Source organism: Exiguobacterium sp. UBA7533 (assembly GCF_002479335.1).
Taxonomy (GTDB): Bacteria; Bacillota; Bacilli; order Exiguobacteriales; family Exiguobacteriaceae; genus Exiguobacterium_A.
On record NZ_DLMP01000011.1, the window covers coordinates 98,182 to 116,949 of the forward strand.

The 18,768-nt window shown below is 43.0% G+C and carries 22 protein-coding genes; 8 read left to right on the plus strand and 14 right to left on the minus strand.

Annotated features, from left to right (window positions below):
- Positions 1 to 9: 9 nt before the first annotated feature.
- Positions 10 to 1,041, minus strand: a complete 1,032-nt coding sequence (gene argC / locus B2U10_RS12010; RefSeq protein ID WP_290775359.1) for an N-acetyl-gamma-glutamyl-phosphate reductase — start codon at positions 1,039 to 1,041, stop codon at positions 10 to 12.
- A gap of 507 nt (positions 1,042 to 1,548) precedes the next feature.
- Between argC and nhaC the strand changes: the two genes are divergently transcribed.
- Entirely contained in the window at positions 1,549 to 2,925 is a 1,377-nt protein-coding gene (gene nhaC, locus B2U10_RS12015; RefSeq protein WP_290775357.1) for a Na+/H+ antiporter NhaC, read from the plus strand.
- A gap of 257 nt (positions 2,926 to 3,182) precedes the next feature.
- Positions 3,183 to 3,392, plus strand: coding sequence for a DUF3006 domain-containing protein (locus tag B2U10_RS12020; protein WP_290754005.1), 210 nt, complete (start codon positions 3,183 to 3,185; stop codon positions 3,390 to 3,392).
- A 90-nt stretch (positions 3,393 to 3,482) separates the two neighbouring features.
- Here B2U10_RS12020 and B2U10_RS12025 read toward each other — a convergent pair whose 3' ends face one another.
- From B2U10_RS12025 to nfsA, 5 genes are all read right to left on the minus strand, one after another.
- On the minus strand, positions 3,483 to 3,935 hold the full coding sequence (locus B2U10_RS12025; protein ID WP_035412539.1) for a hypothetical protein: 453 nt from the start codon (positions 3,933 to 3,935) through the stop codon (positions 3,483 to 3,485).
- A gap of 2 nt (positions 3,936 to 3,937) precedes the next feature.
- Positions 3,938 to 4,474, minus strand: a complete 537-nt coding sequence (locus B2U10_RS12030; protein WP_231496927.1) for a TlpA family protein disulfide reductase — start codon at positions 4,472 to 4,474, stop codon at positions 3,938 to 3,940.
- Positions 4,475 to 4,624: 150 nt separating this feature from the next.
- Entirely contained in the window at positions 4,625 to 5,335 is a 711-nt protein-coding gene (locus tag B2U10_RS12035; protein ID WP_035412533.1) for an NAD(P)H-binding protein, read from the minus strand.
- A gap of 156 nt (positions 5,336 to 5,491) precedes the next feature.
- Positions 5,492 to 6,697, minus strand: coding sequence for an LCP family protein (locus B2U10_RS12040; RefSeq protein WP_290787961.1), 1,206 nt, complete (start codon positions 6,695 to 6,697; stop codon positions 5,492 to 5,494).
- Positions 6,698 to 6,712: 15 nt separating this feature from the next.
- Positions 6,713 to 7,459, minus strand: a complete 747-nt coding sequence (nfsA, locus tag B2U10_RS12045) for an oxygen-insensitive NADPH nitroreductase (RefSeq protein WP_290787962.1) — start codon at positions 7,457 to 7,459, stop codon at positions 6,713 to 6,715.
- Between the two features lie 143 nt (positions 7,460 to 7,602).
- On the opposite strand from nfsA, the gene B2U10_RS12050 reads away from it, so the two are divergent.
- A complete protein-coding gene (locus B2U10_RS12050) occupies positions 7,603 to 8,514 on the plus strand; it encodes a hypothetical protein (protein ID WP_290787963.1) in 912 nt (303 codons plus the stop codon).
- Positions 8,515 to 8,613: 99 nt separating this feature from the next.
- On the opposite strand, the gene B2U10_RS12055 is transcribed toward B2U10_RS12050, so the two are convergent.
- Positions 8,614 to 8,877 (minus strand): hypothetical protein, encoded by a 264-nt coding sequence (locus tag B2U10_RS12055; RefSeq protein WP_035412522.1) that lies wholly within the window; start codon positions 8,875 to 8,877, stop codon positions 8,614 to 8,616.
- Between the two features lie 149 nt (positions 8,878 to 9,026).
- On the opposite strand from B2U10_RS12055, the gene B2U10_RS12060 reads away from it, so the two are divergent.
- Positions 9,027 to 9,857: a GNAT family N-acetyltransferase gene (locus tag B2U10_RS12060; RefSeq protein WP_349680038.1), complete on the plus strand. Its 831-nt coding sequence runs from the start codon at positions 9,027 to 9,029 to the stop codon at positions 9,855 to 9,857.
- Here the strand turns inward: B2U10_RS12060 and B2U10_RS12065 are convergent.
- The 4 genes from B2U10_RS12065 to B2U10_RS12080 all read right to left on the minus strand — a co-directional run bounded on the left by B2U10_RS12065 (position 9,846) and on the right by B2U10_RS12080 (position 12,299).
- Positions 9,846 to 10,781, minus strand: a complete 936-nt coding sequence (locus B2U10_RS12065) for a hypothetical protein (protein ID WP_035412518.1) — start codon at positions 10,779 to 10,781, stop codon at positions 9,846 to 9,848. The genes B2U10_RS12060 and B2U10_RS12065 overlap by 12 nt on opposite strands.
- Positions 10,782 to 10,894: 113 nt before the next feature.
- Positions 10,895 to 11,254 (minus strand): hypothetical protein, encoded by a 360-nt coding sequence (locus B2U10_RS12070; protein WP_035412515.1) that lies wholly within the window; start codon positions 11,252 to 11,254, stop codon positions 10,895 to 10,897.
- Positions 11,255 to 11,283: 29 nt separating this feature from the next.
- Entirely contained in the window at positions 11,284 to 11,769 is a 486-nt protein-coding gene (locus tag B2U10_RS12075; protein WP_052019161.1) for a GNAT family N-acetyltransferase, read from the minus strand.
- Positions 11,770 to 11,783: 14 nt separating this feature from the next.
- On the minus strand, positions 11,784 to 12,299 hold the full coding sequence (locus B2U10_RS12080; protein WP_290787965.1) for a GNAT family N-acetyltransferase: 516 nt from the start codon (positions 12,297 to 12,299) through the stop codon (positions 11,784 to 11,786).
- 245 nt (positions 12,300 to 12,544) lie between these two features.
- Here B2U10_RS12080 and murB point away from each other — a divergent pair, with 245 nt between their 5' ends.
- On the plus strand, positions 12,545 to 13,459 hold the full coding sequence (gene murB, locus B2U10_RS12085; RefSeq protein WP_214856439.1) for a UDP-N-acetylmuramate dehydrogenase: 915 nt from the start codon (positions 12,545 to 12,547) through the stop codon (positions 13,457 to 13,459).
- 55 nt (positions 13,460 to 13,514) lie between these two features.
- Here murB and B2U10_RS12090 read toward each other — a convergent pair whose 3' ends face one another.
- Positions 13,515 to 14,738 (minus strand): aminopeptidase, encoded by a 1,224-nt coding sequence (locus tag B2U10_RS12090; RefSeq protein WP_290787968.1) that lies wholly within the window; start codon positions 14,736 to 14,738, stop codon positions 13,515 to 13,517.
- Between the two features lie 98 nt (positions 14,739 to 14,836).
- Here B2U10_RS12090 and B2U10_RS12095 point away from each other — a divergent pair, with 98 nt between their 5' ends.
- A complete protein-coding gene (locus B2U10_RS12095) occupies positions 14,837 to 15,256 on the plus strand; it encodes a YkvA family protein (protein WP_035412504.1) in 420 nt (139 codons plus the stop codon).
- Positions 15,257 to 15,291: 35 nt separating this feature from the next.
- Here B2U10_RS12095 and B2U10_RS12100 read toward each other — a convergent pair whose 3' ends face one another.
- Together B2U10_RS12100 and B2U10_RS12105 are read right to left on the minus strand one after the other, a co-directional pair.
- The gene (locus tag B2U10_RS12100; RefSeq protein ID WP_035412502.1) at positions 15,292 to 16,128 is read right to left on the minus strand and encodes a formate/nitrite transporter family protein; all 837 of its coding nucleotides are present in this window, start codon (positions 16,126 to 16,128) and stop codon (positions 15,292 to 15,294) included.
- Between the two features lie 183 nt (positions 16,129 to 16,311).
- Positions 16,312 to 16,914 (minus strand): hypothetical protein, encoded by a 603-nt coding sequence (locus B2U10_RS12105; RefSeq protein WP_035412499.1) that lies wholly within the window; start codon positions 16,912 to 16,914, stop codon positions 16,312 to 16,314.
- 136 nt (positions 16,915 to 17,050) lie between these two features.
- Here B2U10_RS12105 and B2U10_RS12110 point away from each other — a divergent pair, with 136 nt between their 5' ends.
- Both B2U10_RS12110 and B2U10_RS12115 read left to right on the plus strand, forming a co-directional pair.
- Complete coding sequence (locus tag B2U10_RS12110; protein WP_035412496.1) at positions 17,051 to 17,917, plus strand: YitT family protein; 867 nt, start codon at positions 17,051 to 17,053, stop codon at positions 17,915 to 17,917.
- Between the two features lie 201 nt (positions 17,918 to 18,118).
- Positions 18,119 to 18,757: a CHASE3 domain-containing protein gene (locus B2U10_RS12115; protein WP_035412493.1), complete on the plus strand. Its 639-nt coding sequence runs from the start codon at positions 18,119 to 18,121 to the stop codon at positions 18,755 to 18,757.
- The last annotated feature ends 11 nt before the right edge of the window (positions 18,758 to 18,768 follow it).

Genomic DNA, 18,768 nt, shown 5'->3' on the forward strand with positions numbered 1-18,768 from the left:
TCCAAGTGTTTAAATAAAGATCGGTTGTTGGGTCAAACCAGACATTTCATCAAATCCTGCTAGAATGTTGGCATTTTGAACGGCCTGTCCGGCAGCACCTTTTTGCATATTATCGATGACCGAAACGATGGTAACGCGCCCTGTCCGTTCATCCTTATAGACGGTCAAATCACAGTGGTTGCTACCCACGACGGACTTAATCTCCGGATCGCTGTGTTGTACACGTATAAACGGTTCCGTTGCATACTGTTCCGTCAACCAGGATCGCCATTCTGCTTCTGATTGATCAAGGAACGGCTGGACCGTCATGATCGCCATGATGCCTCGATTGATCGGTAATAGTTGCGTCGAGAACGTGATCGGATACGATGAACCGGTCCATTCCAAAAGTGCCTGTTCAATTTCTGGAATATGTTGGTGTTGATTTACTTTATATAGACGAACGTTTTCACTGGAATGGACATGATGAGTCTGTGTTGTCAACGTCTTTCCTGCTCCCGTTAGACCAGAAGATGCTTGGATGATGATTTGAGAGGGATCGATTTTTTTCTCTTTTACGAATGGTGCTAATCCAAGAAGGACCGCTGTCGCATAACAACCGGGATTCGCAATCCATCTGCTCGTTTTGATTGCTTGACGATTCCATTCCGGTAAACCATACGTCGCTTTTTGTTGTAACTGGGCATCAATTGGTTCCTTATCATACCAAGCTTCATACGATTCAGACGGTAGTCGTAAATCACCACTTAAATCGATAACGTAACCGGACCAATTTTGAAGTTGTTCTAAGTATTGTTTCGAGACTCCACTCGGTGTCGCTAAGAACACTATGTCTGTCTCTGTTTCCGTTAAATGTTCTACGGAAAAGGAAGATAATAATGAATACGTTTTTTTATTCATGAATGGGAATAACTCATTCATCGATTGTCCTGCCATCGAATCACTCATCAAACAAACGATTTCAAATGAAGGATGTGCTTCTAATAGCCTTAATAGTTCAATTCCGGTGTATCCTGTTACTCCGATGATGGTACATTTCATAACTGTACGCTCCCCTTCAAAGAATGTTATACCGATTTAAACATATGTATATTTATACTGTCAATTGAATTTTTATTAGTTTTTATGCAAAAAAGAAGCGTTGAAGTGATTGTCTTCTATAAGACAGCCCCTTCAACACTTCTTTTATATCCACTCATTTAACGCTTTTCAGCACGTTGTGCTACGAGATGATCGATCCCAAATACGCCTGCACCCATGATCGCAACGACTACCACAAAAATCATTGTAAACATATGTATCCTCCTCATCGTTCACAAAAATGTCATCTGATACTTCCTATTGTGCAAGATTTAAAGAAAAAAAGAAAGCGTTTACGACAAAAAATCGTCACATTTATACTCTTTTCTAATTCATTGGCGAATCTCTTATAGTTGACGCCAACGTTATTATTCGTTAAGATTACGTTTGTTCATTGCTTTCATGCATAAAAGCGTGTTAGCAACAGAGGACTATCATCTATCCATATTCTTTTAAGGAGGTGGAAGCATGCGCATGTCATTCCGTGAATCCGCAGCTATCCTAGGAATCAGCATCATCATCTTATTGTCCGCGTTATTCGGTGCTAAAGCCGAACCGCATCTTGCCATCTTATCCAGTCTTATTTTCGTCTCAGGATATGCTGTTTATCGTGGATTTAAGTTCGAAGACGTTGAACATCATATGATTCAAGGTATTCGGGAAGCGATTAAACCAATCTTAATCATGTTACTCGTCGGCATAACGATCGCAGTCTGGATGATGAGTGGCGCAGTGCCGACCCTTCTTCATTTTGGTTTATCCACTCTTTCGGCGACTTGGTTCGCACCGAGCGCCCTTCTCATTGCGATGGTCGTTTCGACCTTTACAGGCAGTTCATTTACGACGATCGGTACGGTTGGTGTTGCCTTAATGGGAATCGCAATCGCGTTAGGTGTCAATCCCGCACTTGCAGCAGGTGCTATCATCAGTGGCGCATGTTTTGGAGATAAGATGTCACCTTTGTCAGATACGACGAACTTTGCACCGGGAATCGTCAACGTTACCGTATTTGATCATATTCGTTTCATGATGGGAACGACGATTCCTGCCATCACGATCACATTTATTTTGTTCTTCATCTTTGGACGTAGCAGTGGCACGGTCGATTCGACTGTTGTGAAAACGACACAAGAGGAATTAGCCCGCTTGTTCCATCTATCACCATGGACGCTACTTTCTCCTTTACTTGTCATGGTTCTAGCATTGCGTAAGATGCCGGTCATCCCGACACTTGTAGCTGGTGTCTTAAGTGGTCTATTGTTAACAGGTCTCGTTCAAGGAAATTGGGACGTTTCAAATTGGATGGCCGTCATTCAAAACGGTTTAAAACTAGAATCTTCTAGTAAAACCGTCGCAGCAATCATCAGTAAGGGTGGCTTGCAATCAATGATGTGGTCCGTTTCCCTCGTCATGCTCGCACTCGCTTTCGGTGGTGTTTTACGCGGCATCGGTGTCATCGATGTCATCATTGAACGGACCGTTTCACGACTCAAACGCGATGGAAGTATCATCTCTGCTGTTGCCTTATCTTCCATCGGTGTCAACGTGATGGCTGGAGAACAGTACTTGTCGATTTTATTGCCAGGACAAGCATTTAAACGGGTTTTTGAAGAACGTCAGATTGATCCACGTTTCCTTTCTCGTTCACTAGAGGATGGAGGAACACTCGTCAATCCACTCATTCCGTGGGGAGTTTCCGGAGCATTCTTCGCTTCAACACTAGGTGTTCCGGTAACGGAATACATCCCGTTCGCATTCTTTTTACTTCTTTCACCATTGTTTACGTTCTTACTTGCTTTTCTTCGTCCGACTAAAGTCGAAACGAAACAGTCCCTCGCTTCTTAAGTCTATTTCATATTAGAGGTCCGATATGACATATCGGATCTTTTTTTCTGCCACTATCGCTTTTATTTCCAGTTAATTACGTCCGAATTACGACGAAAACGGCTTGGAATCACGTTTTTTTAAAGAATTATGTGTAAAGATGAAACGAACTGGGAATATACCAAACATAAGAATAAAAATTACAGAGAATGATAGAGAAAGAGTACGTTCCTGTTCGATCGAGGAACGACTTCGATGTAATTGTGGGAGGAGTTAATATGATCAAACGTGGTACGCTGGAGCGACTTGATGGTAAATATGCCGTTCTACTGTGGGAAAATGGTTCAAGCTTCATTCCACGACGTTATTTACCACCTGAAGCAAGATTAGGCGATACAATTATTTTTGACGGTACGACTTATACGATAGATGTCAGCAATTCATCACCCTCTTCCTTTCAAACGTTTTCGTTTCGGCAAATGGGCTGATGATCGATAAAAAGCCATTCGGTATCATGCATCGACTATAGAGAAAAATTTCTCTCATCAGTCCTTCATGAAACGAATGGCTTTTTCGCTTTAACGACGAACATATAGGGAATGGTGACTACACGACGGACAAGGGTACTGATGGACATCAGATATTTCGATTCGTTCTAATATTGTTTGATCGTTTGGACACACATACTGTGGCTGTACGACATCCAATTGCAAAAATAAAGCACACCAAAATCGATTTGAAAACTGGTGACATGTTGGACAATGATATAAGTCTAATTGGTACGGTACCCAATCATCCGCTACTTCTGCTTGATGTAGCTGATAGTATTGGATTAAACGAAAACGATTCCAGTCGTCCACATACGTCCGCTGTAAGACCGGTTCATGCATCGACGGTACGAACCAAAGCGGCAGACCTGTCATGAACGCTTCAACTCCTTGCGTCAAGACAGCAGGAAACGTCGGCCACCCATCTAGTTGACCGAGTTGAAATGTTTGTTGAAAGGAGCAGTTGTCGCATAGGAGTTCCATTGTCATCCTCCTGTTCGTTTCACCATCTCTTTTAACATCTGTTCCGTCACAGGACCGACATGTTTTGCAAGAATCGTTCCTTTACGATCTAATACGTAGGTTGCGGGCATTGCTACGAGACGATAAGCGTCTTCTGAATTTCCTGTTCGATCATACAACACGGAATATTCAACAGGTGTCTGCTTCAGAAAATCGGCAACATCTGAAACACGCCGCTCCGATGTCGTGACGTTGATGCCATAAACAGGTATATTCGTATGTCGTGCAAAGGCATTTAGTTCTGGAATTTCTTGTTTGCAAGGTGGACACCACGTCGCCCAAAAATTAATAACAAAGACATCATGATTAATTTCGTCTAGATCGATTGTTTTTCCTTCTTGACGCAAGGATAGATTCGGGGCTTTCATCCCTACCTCTAGACCACCTTGTGATGCTTGTTTTTGTTGTTGTTCTACTTTCTTTTGCTTCGCATCGTATGTTTGATAACCTTGATAGGCAATGCCGATGATAGCGATCGCTAGGATCAGATAGATCAACATTTTTTTCACATCTAATCCCCTCCTTCTTCGTTAAGTGTAGCAGACTTCCTCTTTTCGACCGTCTTCTTTTATCAACAAAAAAGCGAACTCTTCTGTTTTGTAAACAGAAAAGAGTTCGCCTCATTTTATTTAGATACGCTCTTTAAATGATTAGTTAAAACGTGGTAATTGTTTTTTGACTTGACGGTTATCTTTGACGCTACCGACTGCCTCGGTTCCGCCTAAGGCCTCATTCAAGGATGTCTTCCCTTCCTTGACTTCTAGACGTCGGTTGAATACTGACCGATTATCAACGGAAGCAACGAGAATCGATGCGACATCTGTTTCCGAAATCGTTGCATCCTTTGTATCTTTCAAATCTTCATCTGCCTCAATCAAACCGCGCCCTTCACCAGTCGTGATGGCAACGGGACAAATGATCGTATACGTCAAACCGCTATGTTCAATCTGCTCTTCAGCCGCATTCTTAGCAGCATAGAACGGATAGACATCCTTTTTAAATTGCTCAGGTCGATCTGCACCGTACGCACTTAATAGTACGAAATGACGTACACGCGCTTTTTTAGCTGCATCGATCGTTTTTAAGGCAACTGTCCGATCCAGCAGTTCAATTTCCGTTGCTTCGCCGTCTACTCCTGCGGTCGCCGCACAAATGACTGCATCCTGTCCTGCGACTCCATGTTCAATGACTTTTTCGAGTTCTGTTTCAATATCGACGTAATGTGCCTTGACACCGAGTTTTTCGAATCGTTCCACCAGATGTTCGTGACGAACGATGACCGTGACCTGATGACCCTTGGCAAGCGATTTGACGACGCGCGCTCCAATCGTACCGGATGCACCTACAACTAGTACTTTCATATGGGGGGTCCCTCCTCGATAAGTTAGTCACCTTCGTGGAATGTCATGATGTCATGTCCAAAAATCGTTACTTTCGGAGATGACCTAACACGATCCACCAAAGGAGCAACGTACATCAATTTATACCCGCAATGACCGGAAGGAAACCCCTCCCCTTTAGTTCTTCAAGGTACCATAAAACGTCGTATCGAGACGATCACGTAGTTCTTGCAGTGCCTTCTCATTCGGTAAGTCATAGAAAATACCATTCAATCGCTGACTGACGGCTTCAATTTCATAGTGTTTCCGTTCTGACATCAAGGCGATCGATAAACCTGCTGTTGCCATCTCACGAACACTTAAATCGAGGTTCATCTCTTCTTTCATATACGTGTGCGCTGCCGGAATTTTCGACCATCCAGTTGGCTTCAACAAGTCCGTCGCGACGGCTTGGATGACTTCCGACTGACGATTGGCGCGTGCCCCGTCATTGTCCGTTTTACGGTGTCTCGAATAGGCAAGTGCCATTGCACCATCCATATGGTATTCCTTTCCTTTCTGGAATGAATACTGATTTGCTTTCCCACTCGCATCCTGCTCGGAGAACGTTCCTGTCGATACAAGATCGATTCCGCCGATTTGATCAACTAATCCGATGAAACTATCGAAGGAGATGACGATCTTTCCATCGATGTCTTCATCGAGTAGACCAGAAACGGCATCTTGTGTACATTCTTCTCCACCGAAGGCAAAAGCATGTGTGATTTTATCTTTCTTTCCATTCTCACAGGAAATCGGTGTATACGTGTCCCGAGGAATCGATGTCAACTGAATCGTTCGAGAAAGTGGAATGAATTGCATAACCGACAGGGAGTCTGAACGTGACCCGCGTAACGATTCTCCAGGTCGTGCGTCACTACCGATCAACAAAAACGTGAAGGGTTGTGAGGCAAAAAGAACGAATACGATGAGCAACAGCAAAAACAATCCAAGAAGCTTTCGTTTAAAACGACGTTTTTTCTTGATTTTTTTAGGATAAGCTTCTTTTGAAGATACGTCAGGTTTTTTTTGCACGGATTGCTCTGATCGCCCAGTCTTTCTCGAACGTCTCGAGCGTTCTTGATTAGAAAACAATCGCGAGCCTGCGCTCCCGATCATCTGTACGACCTGTTTCAGTACGCTGTTTTTAGAACGACGCGATGTACTTTTTGGGTCCCGTCGTTGCTCTTCAACATATCGATGGTACGTTTCTGTTCCCTGCTGTCCCTCAAGTGGTTCATGAGCAATCGACTCTTCCGACGAAAATGCCTCTTCTTTTGCTTGCTCTTCTAGTTCTAAGCGTCGTCGCTCCAAGCGGGAGCGCTGTGGTTGATGTTCTGCCATTCAGATACCTCCGTATCAATCTTTTGCGATTTGTTTCTCTTTCAAGAATTCGCGGAGATACGTCCGTTTCGGTTCGTGCATCGAGGCAGCCATCTGTTTGACCCACCCTTCTGTCCGTTGACCACCGGTCCGTTCTCCGTAATACGATGACGTCGACTCTTCGTATTGTGCCAGTAAGTCACGCATCGTATCGTCATCAGTATACGTATTCCGGTGGAAGACCGCATCCATCGGAAGGCGGGGTTTTTTACCAGGTTGCTGATCCGGAAGACCAACTGCGACTCCGAATAATGGTACGACGTGATCAGGAAGTTGTAAGAGCTCGCTGACACGACGGGCATCATTACGCAGTGAACCGATATAGACTGTTCCATATCCGAGCGACTCGGCAGCTACGACTAAATTTTGAGCAGCGAGTCCCGCATCAACAGCCCCCACAACAAGTGCTTCTGTCGTCTCGATCGTCCGACTTACATCCCCCCTTGCTAGTTCTGCTGCTAACATGTGTTTGTGGTAATCCATACAAAATACAAAGAAATAACTATTTTCTGCCACGTATTGTTGACCACTTGCAACGTCGACTAGTTGTCGTTTCAATTCTTCATCTTCGACACCGATAATCGCATAGGCTTGCTGATAAGAAGATGTCGATGCAGCCTGCGCTGCTTTAACAAGTGTCTCGATTGTCTTTTCGTCTAATTGATGTTGTTTAAATTTCCGGACTGACCGGTGGTTGAGTAAATGTTGAATGGTTTCATTCATGAGTAATTGTCCCCTTCTGTAATAGTCTTCTTATTTAAGATAGTCGTCTCTGACTAAAAAGCGCAAATGAAGAGGTTCGGTTTATGAAAAAAGCGGGAAATGAATAGTGTTGTACTGTGCTTTTTTGGCGAAGGAGGTCGATCATGAGAATACGGAAACTACGTCTTTTATTGGAACAGTATGGCGATACGACCCTTCGCGATATCATCGTCGAAATCTATCGTCAACTTCCGAAACAAGTCATCGAAGAGAAAGAGTTTGACGCCATGTTGACACAGTTCGTGAAGTATAAGGATTTGCAAAAAGAACAGGAACAACCGACCGTCGAACAAACCATCGCACAGACAGATCGGTTCATCCAATTGGCATACGACTTACAGTACCTTGAGCCAAACCCAATCGTACCGCTTCGCGAACAAAAGAATTGGTATATTACCGCAAAACGTTTGCTGAAGCATTTACGACATTATGCACATCGCAAAAATGGAACCCAGATTGCCTTTGAGGAGTTTTTCTTTCTTCTTTCGTCAGCTGCCGGAGAAGAACCTTTATTTTTAAGTAACGATCCTTTTCGACTATTAAAAGTCTCACAAGTCGATTTTTTTCAAGAATTAGTCGGTTATTATAAAAATGATAATCATGGCATCGAGTGGATGGAACGCGCGCTCTATACTGCCTTGAAAGTTCCAATGGACGTTGATACCGAACGCAGTGATCTTTTACTTGCCGTACTTGCCCACTGTGAGACAGCAGAACACCAAGAAGCCTATATCAATTGCTTGAACGTGCATGCAAAAAAACTACAGTCACATGTCCGAATCGATGCAGATGCTTTATCCACTTATCAAGAAATTCGCTTTGCAGAGTTGCATGCCCTGATTTCACTACGAGCCTTAGAACGAGCGGAGACAATGCTGTTCACAGAATATATTCCTTACTTTTCGCATCGTTCGACTCCTTTTCGTTATTATCTCGACCTCCTCGAGCGCGCTGGACTAGAACAAGAGCATGATCGTATAGAGCGCGTCGGACGTAAAAAACGTATTCATTTTTAAGGATCCTTCTCTTCCTAACCACTCATACTATACAAAAAAGCAAGTGACGGACAGCGTCACTTGCTTTTTTGTATTCTCGTGGCTCAGAGCAGATTCATCTCAATCAGAAGCATTAACGATTCCAAGTCCAACCGTTGCCAGTAAAGCAATACAGGCAAATAAAAATGCCATATCGTTTGGTGAATCGAATCCTTCATAAATTGGTTCTTTTCGATCAACGATGATATGGTCTTCCGTTCCATAATTACCATACGTCGTCGAACTACTCACGCCCGGTTCATCGTAATCACGTGCTTCTACTGTCAATGTATCCGCACTGATTAGAAATCCTGATAACCCAATGATGATCCAAAAATACTTCATGATATTTTTGCCTCGATTCTTTCTTATCTTCAGGAATCCATCTACTTTTTATTTGAAACAAAAGATATAAATACCTTTTATTTCCTGTAAAATAAAAGTGAGATGCAACCATCTTCACTTTCTTAAAGGAGGAATTTAATTTGCCTATCGTGTATTACGGTCAATTGTCTCATGTTCAAAGACGACACGTCCATCAACTTCTACATTCTCATCAACAGCCGTATGATGTTTCATTTTTTCAGCCTCTTGAAGAGTGTCAATGGATTTACCTCGAGTCTGATCAGATCCAGGCGACACTTGGCTATCATGTCGTACATGATGTCGTTCGTTTAACGAACGGAGCTTTTCATGATATTCAAGCCTTCCGTCGTCTCGCCATTTCATTACACACACATGCCCTTCGGCAAGGGTGTCGACAAATTCACGTACAAGTTTCTCCACCACATGACCTTTCTGTAACCTCGATTTGGAAAGAGCTTGGCTACAGTTTATATGCCGAACAATTTCGTTTGATCGGATTATCAGACGGACAACCTGCCACATTGCGTTTGAAAGCTGTTCATGAACGCAATCAAGATACGTATTTGGCTCTTCGTAACGATGCCCTCAAAGGATCCACCCACTTCTTCCCTCACAGTGTTGCTGATTTAGAAAAGTTAATCAGACGAAAAGCTGTTCCTTATTTAGTCTATGATAAGCAATTGATCGTTGGTACACTCTTATTTCAAAAACTCGGTCCGAACATTCGTCTTCTTGAAATCACCTGTCTACCTGGGCTGAGACGTCAAGGCTACGGAAGTCGCATACTCCATACGTTTCAGGAAAAACTACGACGTTCGAACATTCAAACGTTTGAAGTCTTTTTTCTTTCAACACAGCAAGACGTATTACGACTATATCGTCCCACGATGTTTTGCGATATCCAGTTAACCTCTTATTGGCATACATTTAGCACAGATCATCCCCCGTTAATCGTTTAACCGATCGACGACCTCTCTGTATTCAGGTAACACATACTCCGCATCCATTTTTCTAAAATCAACGTGCCCCACGTCACGAAGCACCAGACCCATCCCGAATAACTGTTCGATATAGACGTCTCCCATTGTCATAGCAAGTCCAGGATGATGGTTATGGAAAGCAAGCAAGGCATCCTTACAGATTTCAGATGCAACAGGCTCTTGCATCACACGTTTTAATAAAGATGGAAAGAGCGTCGTTTGCCGTCCAATCAACGCATAGAATGGAAAGTAATGTTTCGCATAAACGAACGTCGGAAGATAGGCATTTGCCTCAATTGTTTTGAACAACAACGGTGAAGTCGGGCGCTGTAATCGTTCTGCTAGCCCAACGGTCGCTTTGCATTCGCTCAGCTGATCCAGCACTCGAATCGTCAATTCTTCTTCGATATCAAGTAATAAGACGAGATCAAGCAGATTTAATTCATGCGTCTCCATGAATTGATCACTGCGTTGAAGATGCATTGTGTAGGTAACGTCCAATTTTGTAGCGACAAGTGTCCATAGCTCTGGATGACGCGCCGCATAAAGACCTACAGGAAAGTGAAGCGGCTGCCGGACGATGGAGCGATGACCCTCAAGTGTGTAGACTTGATTGACGTCAAGACCGTGCGCTAATAGCATCTCGAGTAACTGCTGACGATTTTGACACGCGACAAGCGTTTGGAACAGACGATCGATTTCGCTGAACGGTTGTTTCATCTCCAGTGCTAGTTCTAAATGAGCAGGTGAATCCTGCTCTAGCGATCGTTTAATGAATTGTAAGGCACGTTGTTCCGCATCGTTCAGTTGAGCAACGTGCGTCCGAAACATCTCAACGTCAAGTTCCCGAAAGGCTTGCAACGCCGGAGCAATTGATTGATTTTTCGTAAAGGGTTTCCACATAATTCCCTCGACCTCCTCATTCCAGTATCTCTTCGTAGTGTACGCAATATCCGATCGTCTTAAAAGCAAAAAATGGAGGATCTTCCGTTGTTTCCGGAAGATCCTCCATTTTTTTATTTTTCCCCGACTTTTAGATGAGCATTTCGAAAGACGTCATCGTGCTTCCCTGTCTTTTCAACACTTGTTCCGACAGATCCATAATATTCGATTTCATCCTTTGGTTGGATGAATTCGTATGTGATGGCAGGCTCGCCACGAAGGCGGACGTGTATGATTTGCCGATGCTGTAAAGAAAAGGAGGCATGCACTTCAAGAAAGGAGGAAGCCGATAAATCATGTTGTCGCTCTAAAATCGTCATCAATTCTTGCTCAGAATCACGGTAATTCCCTTGCAATTGAGCATACGAAATACCGACTCCTAAAGAGAGGATACCGATTAAACTAAGCGCGCAAATGACCAGCACTTTCTTCATGACTGATCCACCTCCGAGAAAAGTTCATTCTACTTATTCATCGGTTTATCCTTCGACGACGTGAAGTCTTTTTTAGAATCCTTTGCGTAAAACTGCATATCTACATGTGGAATATCATCCTCTAAATAAGGTTCGGATACAGTTTCGAAACCAAATGACCCGTAAAACCCTTCTAAGTGCGCTTGCGCTTGTAAGTAGATCGTAGCTTTTTCCTGCAAATAATCCATCGCTTTCTCCATCATTTGTTTTGCCAATCCAACTGATCGGTGAGTACGATGAACGGCAACCCGGCCAATCGCTAATCCTTTTGTCGGATGGTTGTATATCCGAAGACATCCAACGATTTGACCGCTTTCGTTACGTACGATCAGGTGTGTGGCTTGTTGATCTTGATCATCTAGTTCCGGATATGCACACTCCTGCTCAACGACGAAAATATCCATTCGTAATTTCAACAATGCATATAACGTATCGGGTGTCATGTGATGAAAAGACTCAAATGCGAATGCGTACATAAAAACTCTCCTCTTTAGTTACGACAAAGTCGTGATAATTGTCCAGCATAGATCGTGACCGGAATGTCTTTAAAAATCGTATCTTTTTCCCAGTTCAGACCGTTTTCGCGAGCGACATTTTGAGAAGAACGATTATCGGGATGAATGATCGAGATGATTCGATCATGCCCTCGATTAAACGCTTCCATCATTAGACGTTTCGCTGCTTCACGACCATAACCGACTTTCCAGTGCTTCGGTTCGAGCCAATAACCGACTTCTAATTCTTCTTTTCCATCCACTTCCTGCATCAATAATCCAGCGAAACCGATTGGTTCATTCGTTTCTTTTTTGAATAACAGCAAAAAACCAGTTTGTCGTTCATCCGAGTATCGTTCCAATTGTCGATCAAACCATTCTCGTGCCTCATCTTCACTCAGAGCAACGCCACCATTGATATAGCGCATGACTTGCTCATTTTGAACAAGTGACTTGTAAAAGCTGAAATCCGCTTCTTCGAATGGTCGCATCCATAATCGTTCACTTTCCATCCTCATCGCCTCCTTCTATATGTTTCTTTTCCCGAGTTCTTTTCCCTTCATTCCTCTTCCCTATTATTCTACCTGTGCGATGTTTTTCATTACTAATCGATGACATTCACTCCCTAGTACTTGCAATTCCCGGCATAAGTCGGTATTTTGGGAACAGTATGTTGAACAACGACTGCACAATTAATGTTAAAATATATTTTGAGCGCATAAGCGCTGGATAGGAATTTATGAAAAGGACTGAGACCATGATGACTGAACAAGTAATGACAGGGCTATATGAAGGCATTTCAAAAGAATCTGTACTGATCAATGAACCTTTAAAATATCATACGTATACAAAAATGGGAGGAATCGCTGATCTCTTCATCATCCCAACGTCTTATGAAGAAACGGCTTTTGTCGTAAGATATGCTTACGAACGAGGCATCCCTTTGACATTGCTCGGGAACGGATCGAATCTCGTCGTACGTGATGGCGGTATTCGCGGTATCGTTCTTTCGTTTGAAAAGTTAACCGACATTTCGGTCGAAGGACATGAACTCGTCGCTCAAAGTGGCGCAGCAATCATCGAGGCGTCTCGTGTTGCGTATGCGCATCAACTGAGTGGTCTTGAATTCGCTTGCGGGATTCCGGGAACGATTGGTGGCGCGTTGATCATGAATGCAGGCGCCTACGGTGGAGAAGTCAAAGATTGCCTTCATAGCGCCACTGTTTTGACACGACAAGGGGATCTGTTGAACATTTCGCATGATGAACTCGAACTGGGATACCGGACGAGTTGTTTCTCAAAGAAAGAATACATCATTCTCGAAGGACGATTTGCTTTGACGGAGGGTGATCCAGCATTGATCAAGGAAGTCATGGATGATCTAACGCATAAAAGAGAAACAAAGCAGCCTCTCGAATATCCTTCTTGTGGTAGTGTCTTCAAACGTCCAGAAGGCTATTTTGCGGGTAAATTGATTCAAGATAGTGAACTCCAAGGAACACGCATCGGTGGTGCTGAAGTATCAAAGAAACACGCCGGTTTTATCGTCAACGTCGAAAACGCATCAGCATCTGACTACATTGCACTCATTCGCCATGTACAAGAAACCGTCCAAGAAAAATTCGGTATTTTACTTGAGACAGAAGTAAAAATCATTGGGGAAGAAGCATGATAATAATCTAATCAGAAAAGGTGAGCCCAGTATTCGGACTCACCTTTTTATTCGTTTAGATCGACCAGTTTCCGTCACGCATGACTGATTCACGCGTCCCGTCTGCAAGTTCTCCCTCAATTGATAGATCCGCGGATCCAATCATGAAGTCGACATGCGTCATCGAGTCGTTCGCACCTTGTGCTTCTAGTTCTTCCGCTGAAAGACTGGGACCATTTTCAAGACACGTCGAGTACGCACGACCAATCGCTAAGTGGCACGAAGCATTCTCATCAAACAACGTATTGTAGAATAAAATACCTGAATCAGAAATCGGAGAACGATGTGGTACAAGCGCGACTTCTCCGAGATACCGGGCACCTTCATCGAGGGAAATTAAATCATCCAATGCTTCTTGCCCCTGTTTCGCTTCCGCTTTGACGATTTTTCCGTCCTCGAACCAAAGAGTAAATTCATCAATCAAGTTACCACTGTAGCTGAGTGGTTTCGTACTCGAGACATGACCGTTAACACCTGTCTTCTTCGGTAATGTGAACACTTCTTCAGTCGGCAGATTCGCGATAAAATCAACACCATCTGCATTCGGACCACCGCCACCTAACCAAACGTGACGTTCTGGTAATTCAATTGATAACTCTGTTCCTGGCGCTTTATAATGCAATGTTTTGTATTTCTTCTCTGTCAGGAATTTCGCTTTTGAACGCAGATTATGATCATGATCCGCCCATGCAGCAACCGGATCCGCTTGATCAGCACGTGTTGCCTTCAAAATAGCTGCCCACAGTTCCTCAATCGATTCCTCTGCATCAGGGAATACTTTCTTCGCCCAGCTTTCAGAAGGTGCTGCTACGACACACCAGCTGACATTGTCACTCATGACGAACTTTCGCCAATTGGCGAGAGCAATACCAGCTGCTTTATTCGCACGCGCGATTCGACTTGAATCAACACCATTTAATAAATCTGGATCTTCGCTGACGACCGATAAGAATGCTGTTTTTTCTTCTGCAAGCTGATCGTAACGTGCTTTTAACCAATCCGGGAATGTATCAAACGAGTCTTCTGGTGCATCAAAATAACGGATTTTCGTCATCTCATCATCTGACCATTGTACATATACTTGCGTAGCACCTACTTCATATGCTACACGTGTGATTTCGCGAACAAGTGGTAAGTTCTCGATTCCCGCTCGCACCTCAAGTTGTTGTCCTGGCTGTAGATTGATCCCGGTACGCACTGCTAAAGACGCGTACTGTTGTAATTCTGCTTGTGTCGGCATTATGTAATCCCCTTTCTTGTATCTTTATTTTCACGAAATAGTTGCAATTTTGCAAGAAATAAGGCGAAACTAGAAAGAGAAGAGAAGGAGGCATCATCATGGAATTCACACCCGGAGATTTTAAATCAGCTTATACGTATTTTCACCGACAGGCACTCGATCTCGTCGGTGATGAAAAAGCACAACAAGAATTGTTGATTCGAGCAGAAATCGGACTCGCACATCTGACACAAGATATCGCGTCTACGGAAAGTTCTGATATCGAACGCGAGGCAGAACTCGTCCTTTATTTCCAATTAAAACAACTACTCGAAATGCTTCGTGCCCTCTATCAGAAAAAATTCGAGATGCATGCGGAGCAAGAACAATTATTGCTAACGGCAGTTCTGTACTTTACGTCTCCTGTTGACGCCTTACCGGACGATAACGTCCTCGGACTCTTTGATGACGCACAAATCGTCGAGACGATTTACGAAGAACTCGCCGCAGATGTTGATCGCTTTCAACATATGGAATGAATGAAAAAGCAGCTGTCGCGACAGCTGCTTTTTCATTATGCATTTTGTTTAGAAGCGATATGAACCGGTGCCGTAGATTGACGTGATTCATCTATTTCTAGTTTTTCTTTATTCAACCACGTATAAATCATTCCCATGAAGACTGCTCCACCGATGATATTCCCAGCTAAAGCCGGTAAAAGATTGTGCATGGCTCCTGCAAACGTAATCGTATCCGGATGTGGCACGATTAATGCGATAGAGAACAATGCCATATTTGCGATGACATGATCAAATCCTGATGCGAAGAAGACTGCGACAAGTACCATCATCATCATGATTTGCGCTAACTCATTCTTCATGTTCTTCGGAATGAAAATTGCTAAACAGACCATCCAGTTACAGAAGATTGCCCGAGTAAAGATTTCCCACGTCGAATGATGAATTTTTGTTTCCGATACAGCAAACAACCAATTGTTCATTCCAAGTTCCTGTAAGATACCTGTTTGAGAGAAGAGTAGTGCGAATGCTAATCCTCCAAGACCATTTCCGATCAGACAAATCAACCAGACTTTCATCGTATCCATCTTCGTTGTATAGCCGCGCATCGTTGCCGTCGTGAAATACATCGTATTCCCTGTAAACAGTTCTGCACCGCCATAAACGATCAAGACGAGTGCCACTCCGAACGTCAATCCACCGACAAGTGTCGCGACAGGTGATTCTGCCATATACAGCCCATTAATTGCTTTTAAGGTAAAAATTATTGCAAATCCAATGAATATCCCCGCTAACATGGCACGAACTAAGTATTCGAGAGGACGCAGTTGTAGCATACGTGTCGACTTGATTGCTTTATTCCGTAATCCTTCTAATGCTTCTACCTCGTTCATTGTAGAAACCTCTCTTTCTTTTGTTCAACACTTCACAATGTTTATTCATTTATTATGATACTTCCATCTTAAGAGATGTTCAAGTCTTGAATCGACCTGTTTTATCGTTTTCATAAAAGAACGAGATGTAAACGATATCATTGTGTCGAGATTGTGAAAAATGCCTTTTCTTGCTTTATACAATTAATTAGTTTGAATTGAAAATCCTGATGCGAAACGCTCGAAAAAGGTTTGTCGTCTGGAGGCATCAAGCACATATCCATCGATGACGACACGATTAAAACGTCCAGACGATGACGTAGCGCGTTCGATGTCAGATGGTGTATAGATATCGAACGCGCTACGATCTATCTTAAAATCAGCTTTCGAATAGGGATCGGTATAGTGAATTTCAAGATTGGTCAAGTCAGGAATCGTCGAAAATAAAACGAGCGTATGATGCATAAGTACTTTTGATAAGCGAGCGTTCAAGAAATCCTGATTCATTTGTAATGTACCAGTATCGGTCCCGATCCAAGCACGCCGTTCTTTGCCTGTGACGTCATAAGCGAGCCGTAACGACTCTCCTTCGACATCTACCTGTTTTAATTCTGATGAAAACGGGAGTTGTTCAGCTAATTGGCGAACAGCTACCGTATTCATCATGGAAGCACCGACTTGTCTCGCTACGAGATCACCATCATGCCAAATAGATCGTTGGTTTTCTTCGTCTGGTTGTTGAAAAAGACGAATCCCCACCAATACGCCTAAACAAATACAGCCTATAATCAAGAATGTTTTCTTCATTTTCATCACCTTCCTAAAAAAACTTACCCTTTTTCATCTTTTTTCATAAGAAGGGTTGAAATTTTATGCATATGGGCGTACTCTTGCAGGCAGATACTCACAGAAGGAGGAGCATGAGGTCACTCATCATAATGCCATGACTACAACACACCCACAGAAAAAGAGAGTTGAAAAAATCAGTTTTTTAATCATAGGTACGTTGCTGTATTCCCTGTACATCAGCTTACTACTATCTCCAAATGATATCGGATCAGGTGGTATCATGGGGATCACGCTTGTCATTCAAGAGCTTTTCCACACTCCAATCGGATTAACCCAATTGCTCTTAAACATTCCCCTTTTCCTTTTAGGTTTCCGTTTCTTACGAAAGCGATTCATGTTCTTATCTGGCATCATTGTGGTTGCCTCTTCTTTTTTAATCGACTGGATTCCGACTCAGATCGTTCCCGAGTCGTTGAATGATCCGCTTGTTGCCTCCATCTTTGCCGGTCTAGTCTCTGGTCTTGCAATGGCATTGATTTTCTTTGGTGGCGCATCGACAGGTGGACTCGATATTCTTGGAAAGTTTTTCTTTGCTCGTTTTCATAATTGGCCACTTCCTCGCATATTTCTGATGCAAGATCTTGTCATCTATATCTTGGTATGGTGGGTCTTCGATTTGAAACACGTTATGTATGCTCTTATCATGAGCTTCGTTCGCGCCAAAGCTCTTCAAACGGTTTACAGTTTTTATTCCGCTTCTAAGCAATGTATCATTATTTGCGAAAAGGCGGATGAAATAAATGAAGTCATCACAAAAGAACTTGGTCGTGGTGTGACGATCCTTGATGCACGGGGAGGATACTCCAACCGAACGAAGAAAATGGTCTATGTCGTCGTTCAAAATAATGAAATCGTTCGTTTGCAAGAAATCGTTTCTTCTGTCGAACCTAACGCGTTCGTTACGTTCTCAGAAATCCATACTGTTTTTGGGAATTATAAGGAACATTCGTATTCGTTTTAAACTCAAGCGCAGCCTAGCTGTGCTTTTTCTATTTCGTTTACTTTAAAACAGCTTCTCGTATTGCACCAGCTTTCCTGCTTTTTTATTAGGAATACTGATTTTTTTACTTTCTTCTCCCTATTCAAAAAATGGACAGGCTTCACTTTTTTTGCGATAGTAGTTAAGCTTATGACATGTCTATTTATTTAAAGGAATGATTGCATGCACTCACTTTGGCGTCAGCGTATTCTGCTGATCCTTTTGATCAGTTTATTCGCTTCTATCCCAATCATTTACGCCCTATCCGGTTATCGGACGATTGCAACGATAACAGAGCAAATGAAGGATCATGACATACCGTTAATCAATCAAGTGGACCAGTTGGTTGAACATAACCGAGATCGTGCCAATGCGGTGCGTGGTCTTTTATTGTATGAAGATAGTCGTTATCTCGAACAGTATTACTTTTCTACTTCTAAAATTCATGATTTACGAAACAGTCTAAATCAATCGTCGACCACGCCAGGAGCAATCAAGGATTTACTACGTCGCAATAATGTCTGGGAGTCCGAGATTGAACGAGTATTCGTCGTCTATGAGCGTCAGAGTCCAACGGCAGCAAAGCGCCTTGCCAAACAAACGACGCAAACGACACAAACGATTCTCGAGGACTTATCTCGTGTGAAAGATGATTTGTATAAGACACTTCAAGCAAAATTACAACAATCAGATACTTTAGTCGCTACATATAAATGGATGTGTCTCAGTCTCTCTATTCTGTCCTTTTTATTAATTAGTGCGACGATCTTTTTTTCCCACCGGTTCGCACCTAACAAGTCAGACGAATCGTCCTTAGAGTAAACGAAAAGCGC

Excerpts from the sequence above, each read along its gene's own strand:
- argC (WP_290775359.1), bottom strand. The coding sequence starts at position 1,041 with ATGAAATGTACCATCATCGGAGTAACAGGATACACCGGAATTGAACTA.
- nhaC (WP_290775357.1), top strand. The coding sequence starts at position 1,549 with ATGCGCATGTCATTCCGTGAATCCGCAGCTATCCTAGGAATCAGCATC.
- B2U10_RS12020 (WP_290754005.1), top strand. The coding sequence starts at position 3,183 with ATGATCAAACGTGGTACGCTGGAGCGACTTGATGGTAAATATGCCGTT.
- B2U10_RS12025 (WP_035412539.1), bottom strand. The coding sequence starts at position 3,935 with ATGGAACTCCTATGCGACAACTGCTCCTTTCAACAAACATTTCAACTC.
- B2U10_RS12030 (WP_231496927.1), bottom strand. The coding sequence starts at position 4,474 with ATGTTGATCTATCTGATCCTAGCGATCGCTATCATCGGCATTGCCTAT.
- B2U10_RS12035 (WP_035412533.1), bottom strand. The coding sequence starts at position 5,335 with ATGAAAGTACTAGTTGTAGGTGCATCCGGTACGATTGGAGCGCGCGTC.
- B2U10_RS12040 (WP_290787961.1), bottom strand. The coding sequence starts at position 6,697 with ATGGCAGAACATCAACCACAGCGCTCCCGCTTGGAGCGACGACGCTTA.
- nfsA (WP_290787962.1), bottom strand. The coding sequence starts at position 7,459 with ATGAATGAAACCATTCAACATTTACTCAACCACCGGTCAGTCCGGAAA.
- B2U10_RS12050 (WP_290787963.1), top strand. The coding sequence starts at position 7,603 with ATGAGAATACGGAAACTACGTCTTTTATTGGAACAGTATGGCGATACG.
- B2U10_RS12055 (WP_035412522.1), bottom strand. The coding sequence starts at position 8,877 with ATGAAGTATTTTTGGATCATCATTGGGTTATCAGGATTTCTAATCAGT.
- B2U10_RS12065 (WP_035412518.1), bottom strand. The coding sequence starts at position 10,781 with ATGTGGAAACCCTTTACGAAAAATCAATCAATTGCTCCGGCGTTGCAA.
- B2U10_RS12070 (WP_035412515.1), bottom strand. The coding sequence starts at position 11,254 with ATGAAGAAAGTGCTGGTCATTTGCGCGCTTAGTTTAATCGGTATCCTC.
- B2U10_RS12075 (WP_052019161.1), bottom strand. The coding sequence starts at position 11,769 with ATGTACGCATTCGCATTTGAGTCTTTTCATCACATGACACCCGATACG.
- B2U10_RS12080 (WP_290787965.1), bottom strand. The coding sequence starts at position 12,299 with ATGGAAAGTGAACGATTATGGATGCGACCATTCGAAGAAGCGGATTTC.
- murB (WP_214856439.1), top strand. The coding sequence starts at position 12,545 with ATGATGACTGAACAAGTAATGACAGGGCTATATGAAGGCATTTCAAAA.
- B2U10_RS12090 (WP_290787968.1), bottom strand. The coding sequence starts at position 14,738 with ATGCCGACACAAGCAGAATTACAACAGTACGCGTCTTTAGCAGTGCGT.
- B2U10_RS12095 (WP_035412504.1), top strand. The coding sequence starts at position 14,837 with ATGGAATTCACACCCGGAGATTTTAAATCAGCTTATACGTATTTTCAC.
- B2U10_RS12100 (WP_035412502.1), bottom strand. The coding sequence starts at position 16,128 with ATGAACGAGGTAGAAGCATTAGAAGGATTACGGAATAAAGCAATCAAG.
- B2U10_RS12105 (WP_035412499.1), bottom strand. The coding sequence starts at position 16,914 with ATGAAGAAAACATTCTTGATTATAGGCTGTATTTGTTTAGGCGTATTG.
- B2U10_RS12110 (WP_035412496.1), top strand. The coding sequence starts at position 17,051 with ATGACTACAACACACCCACAGAAAAAGAGAGTTGAAAAAATCAGTTTT.
- B2U10_RS12115 (WP_035412493.1), top strand. The coding sequence starts at position 18,119 with ATGCACTCACTTTGGCGTCAGCGTATTCTGCTGATCCTTTTGATCAGT.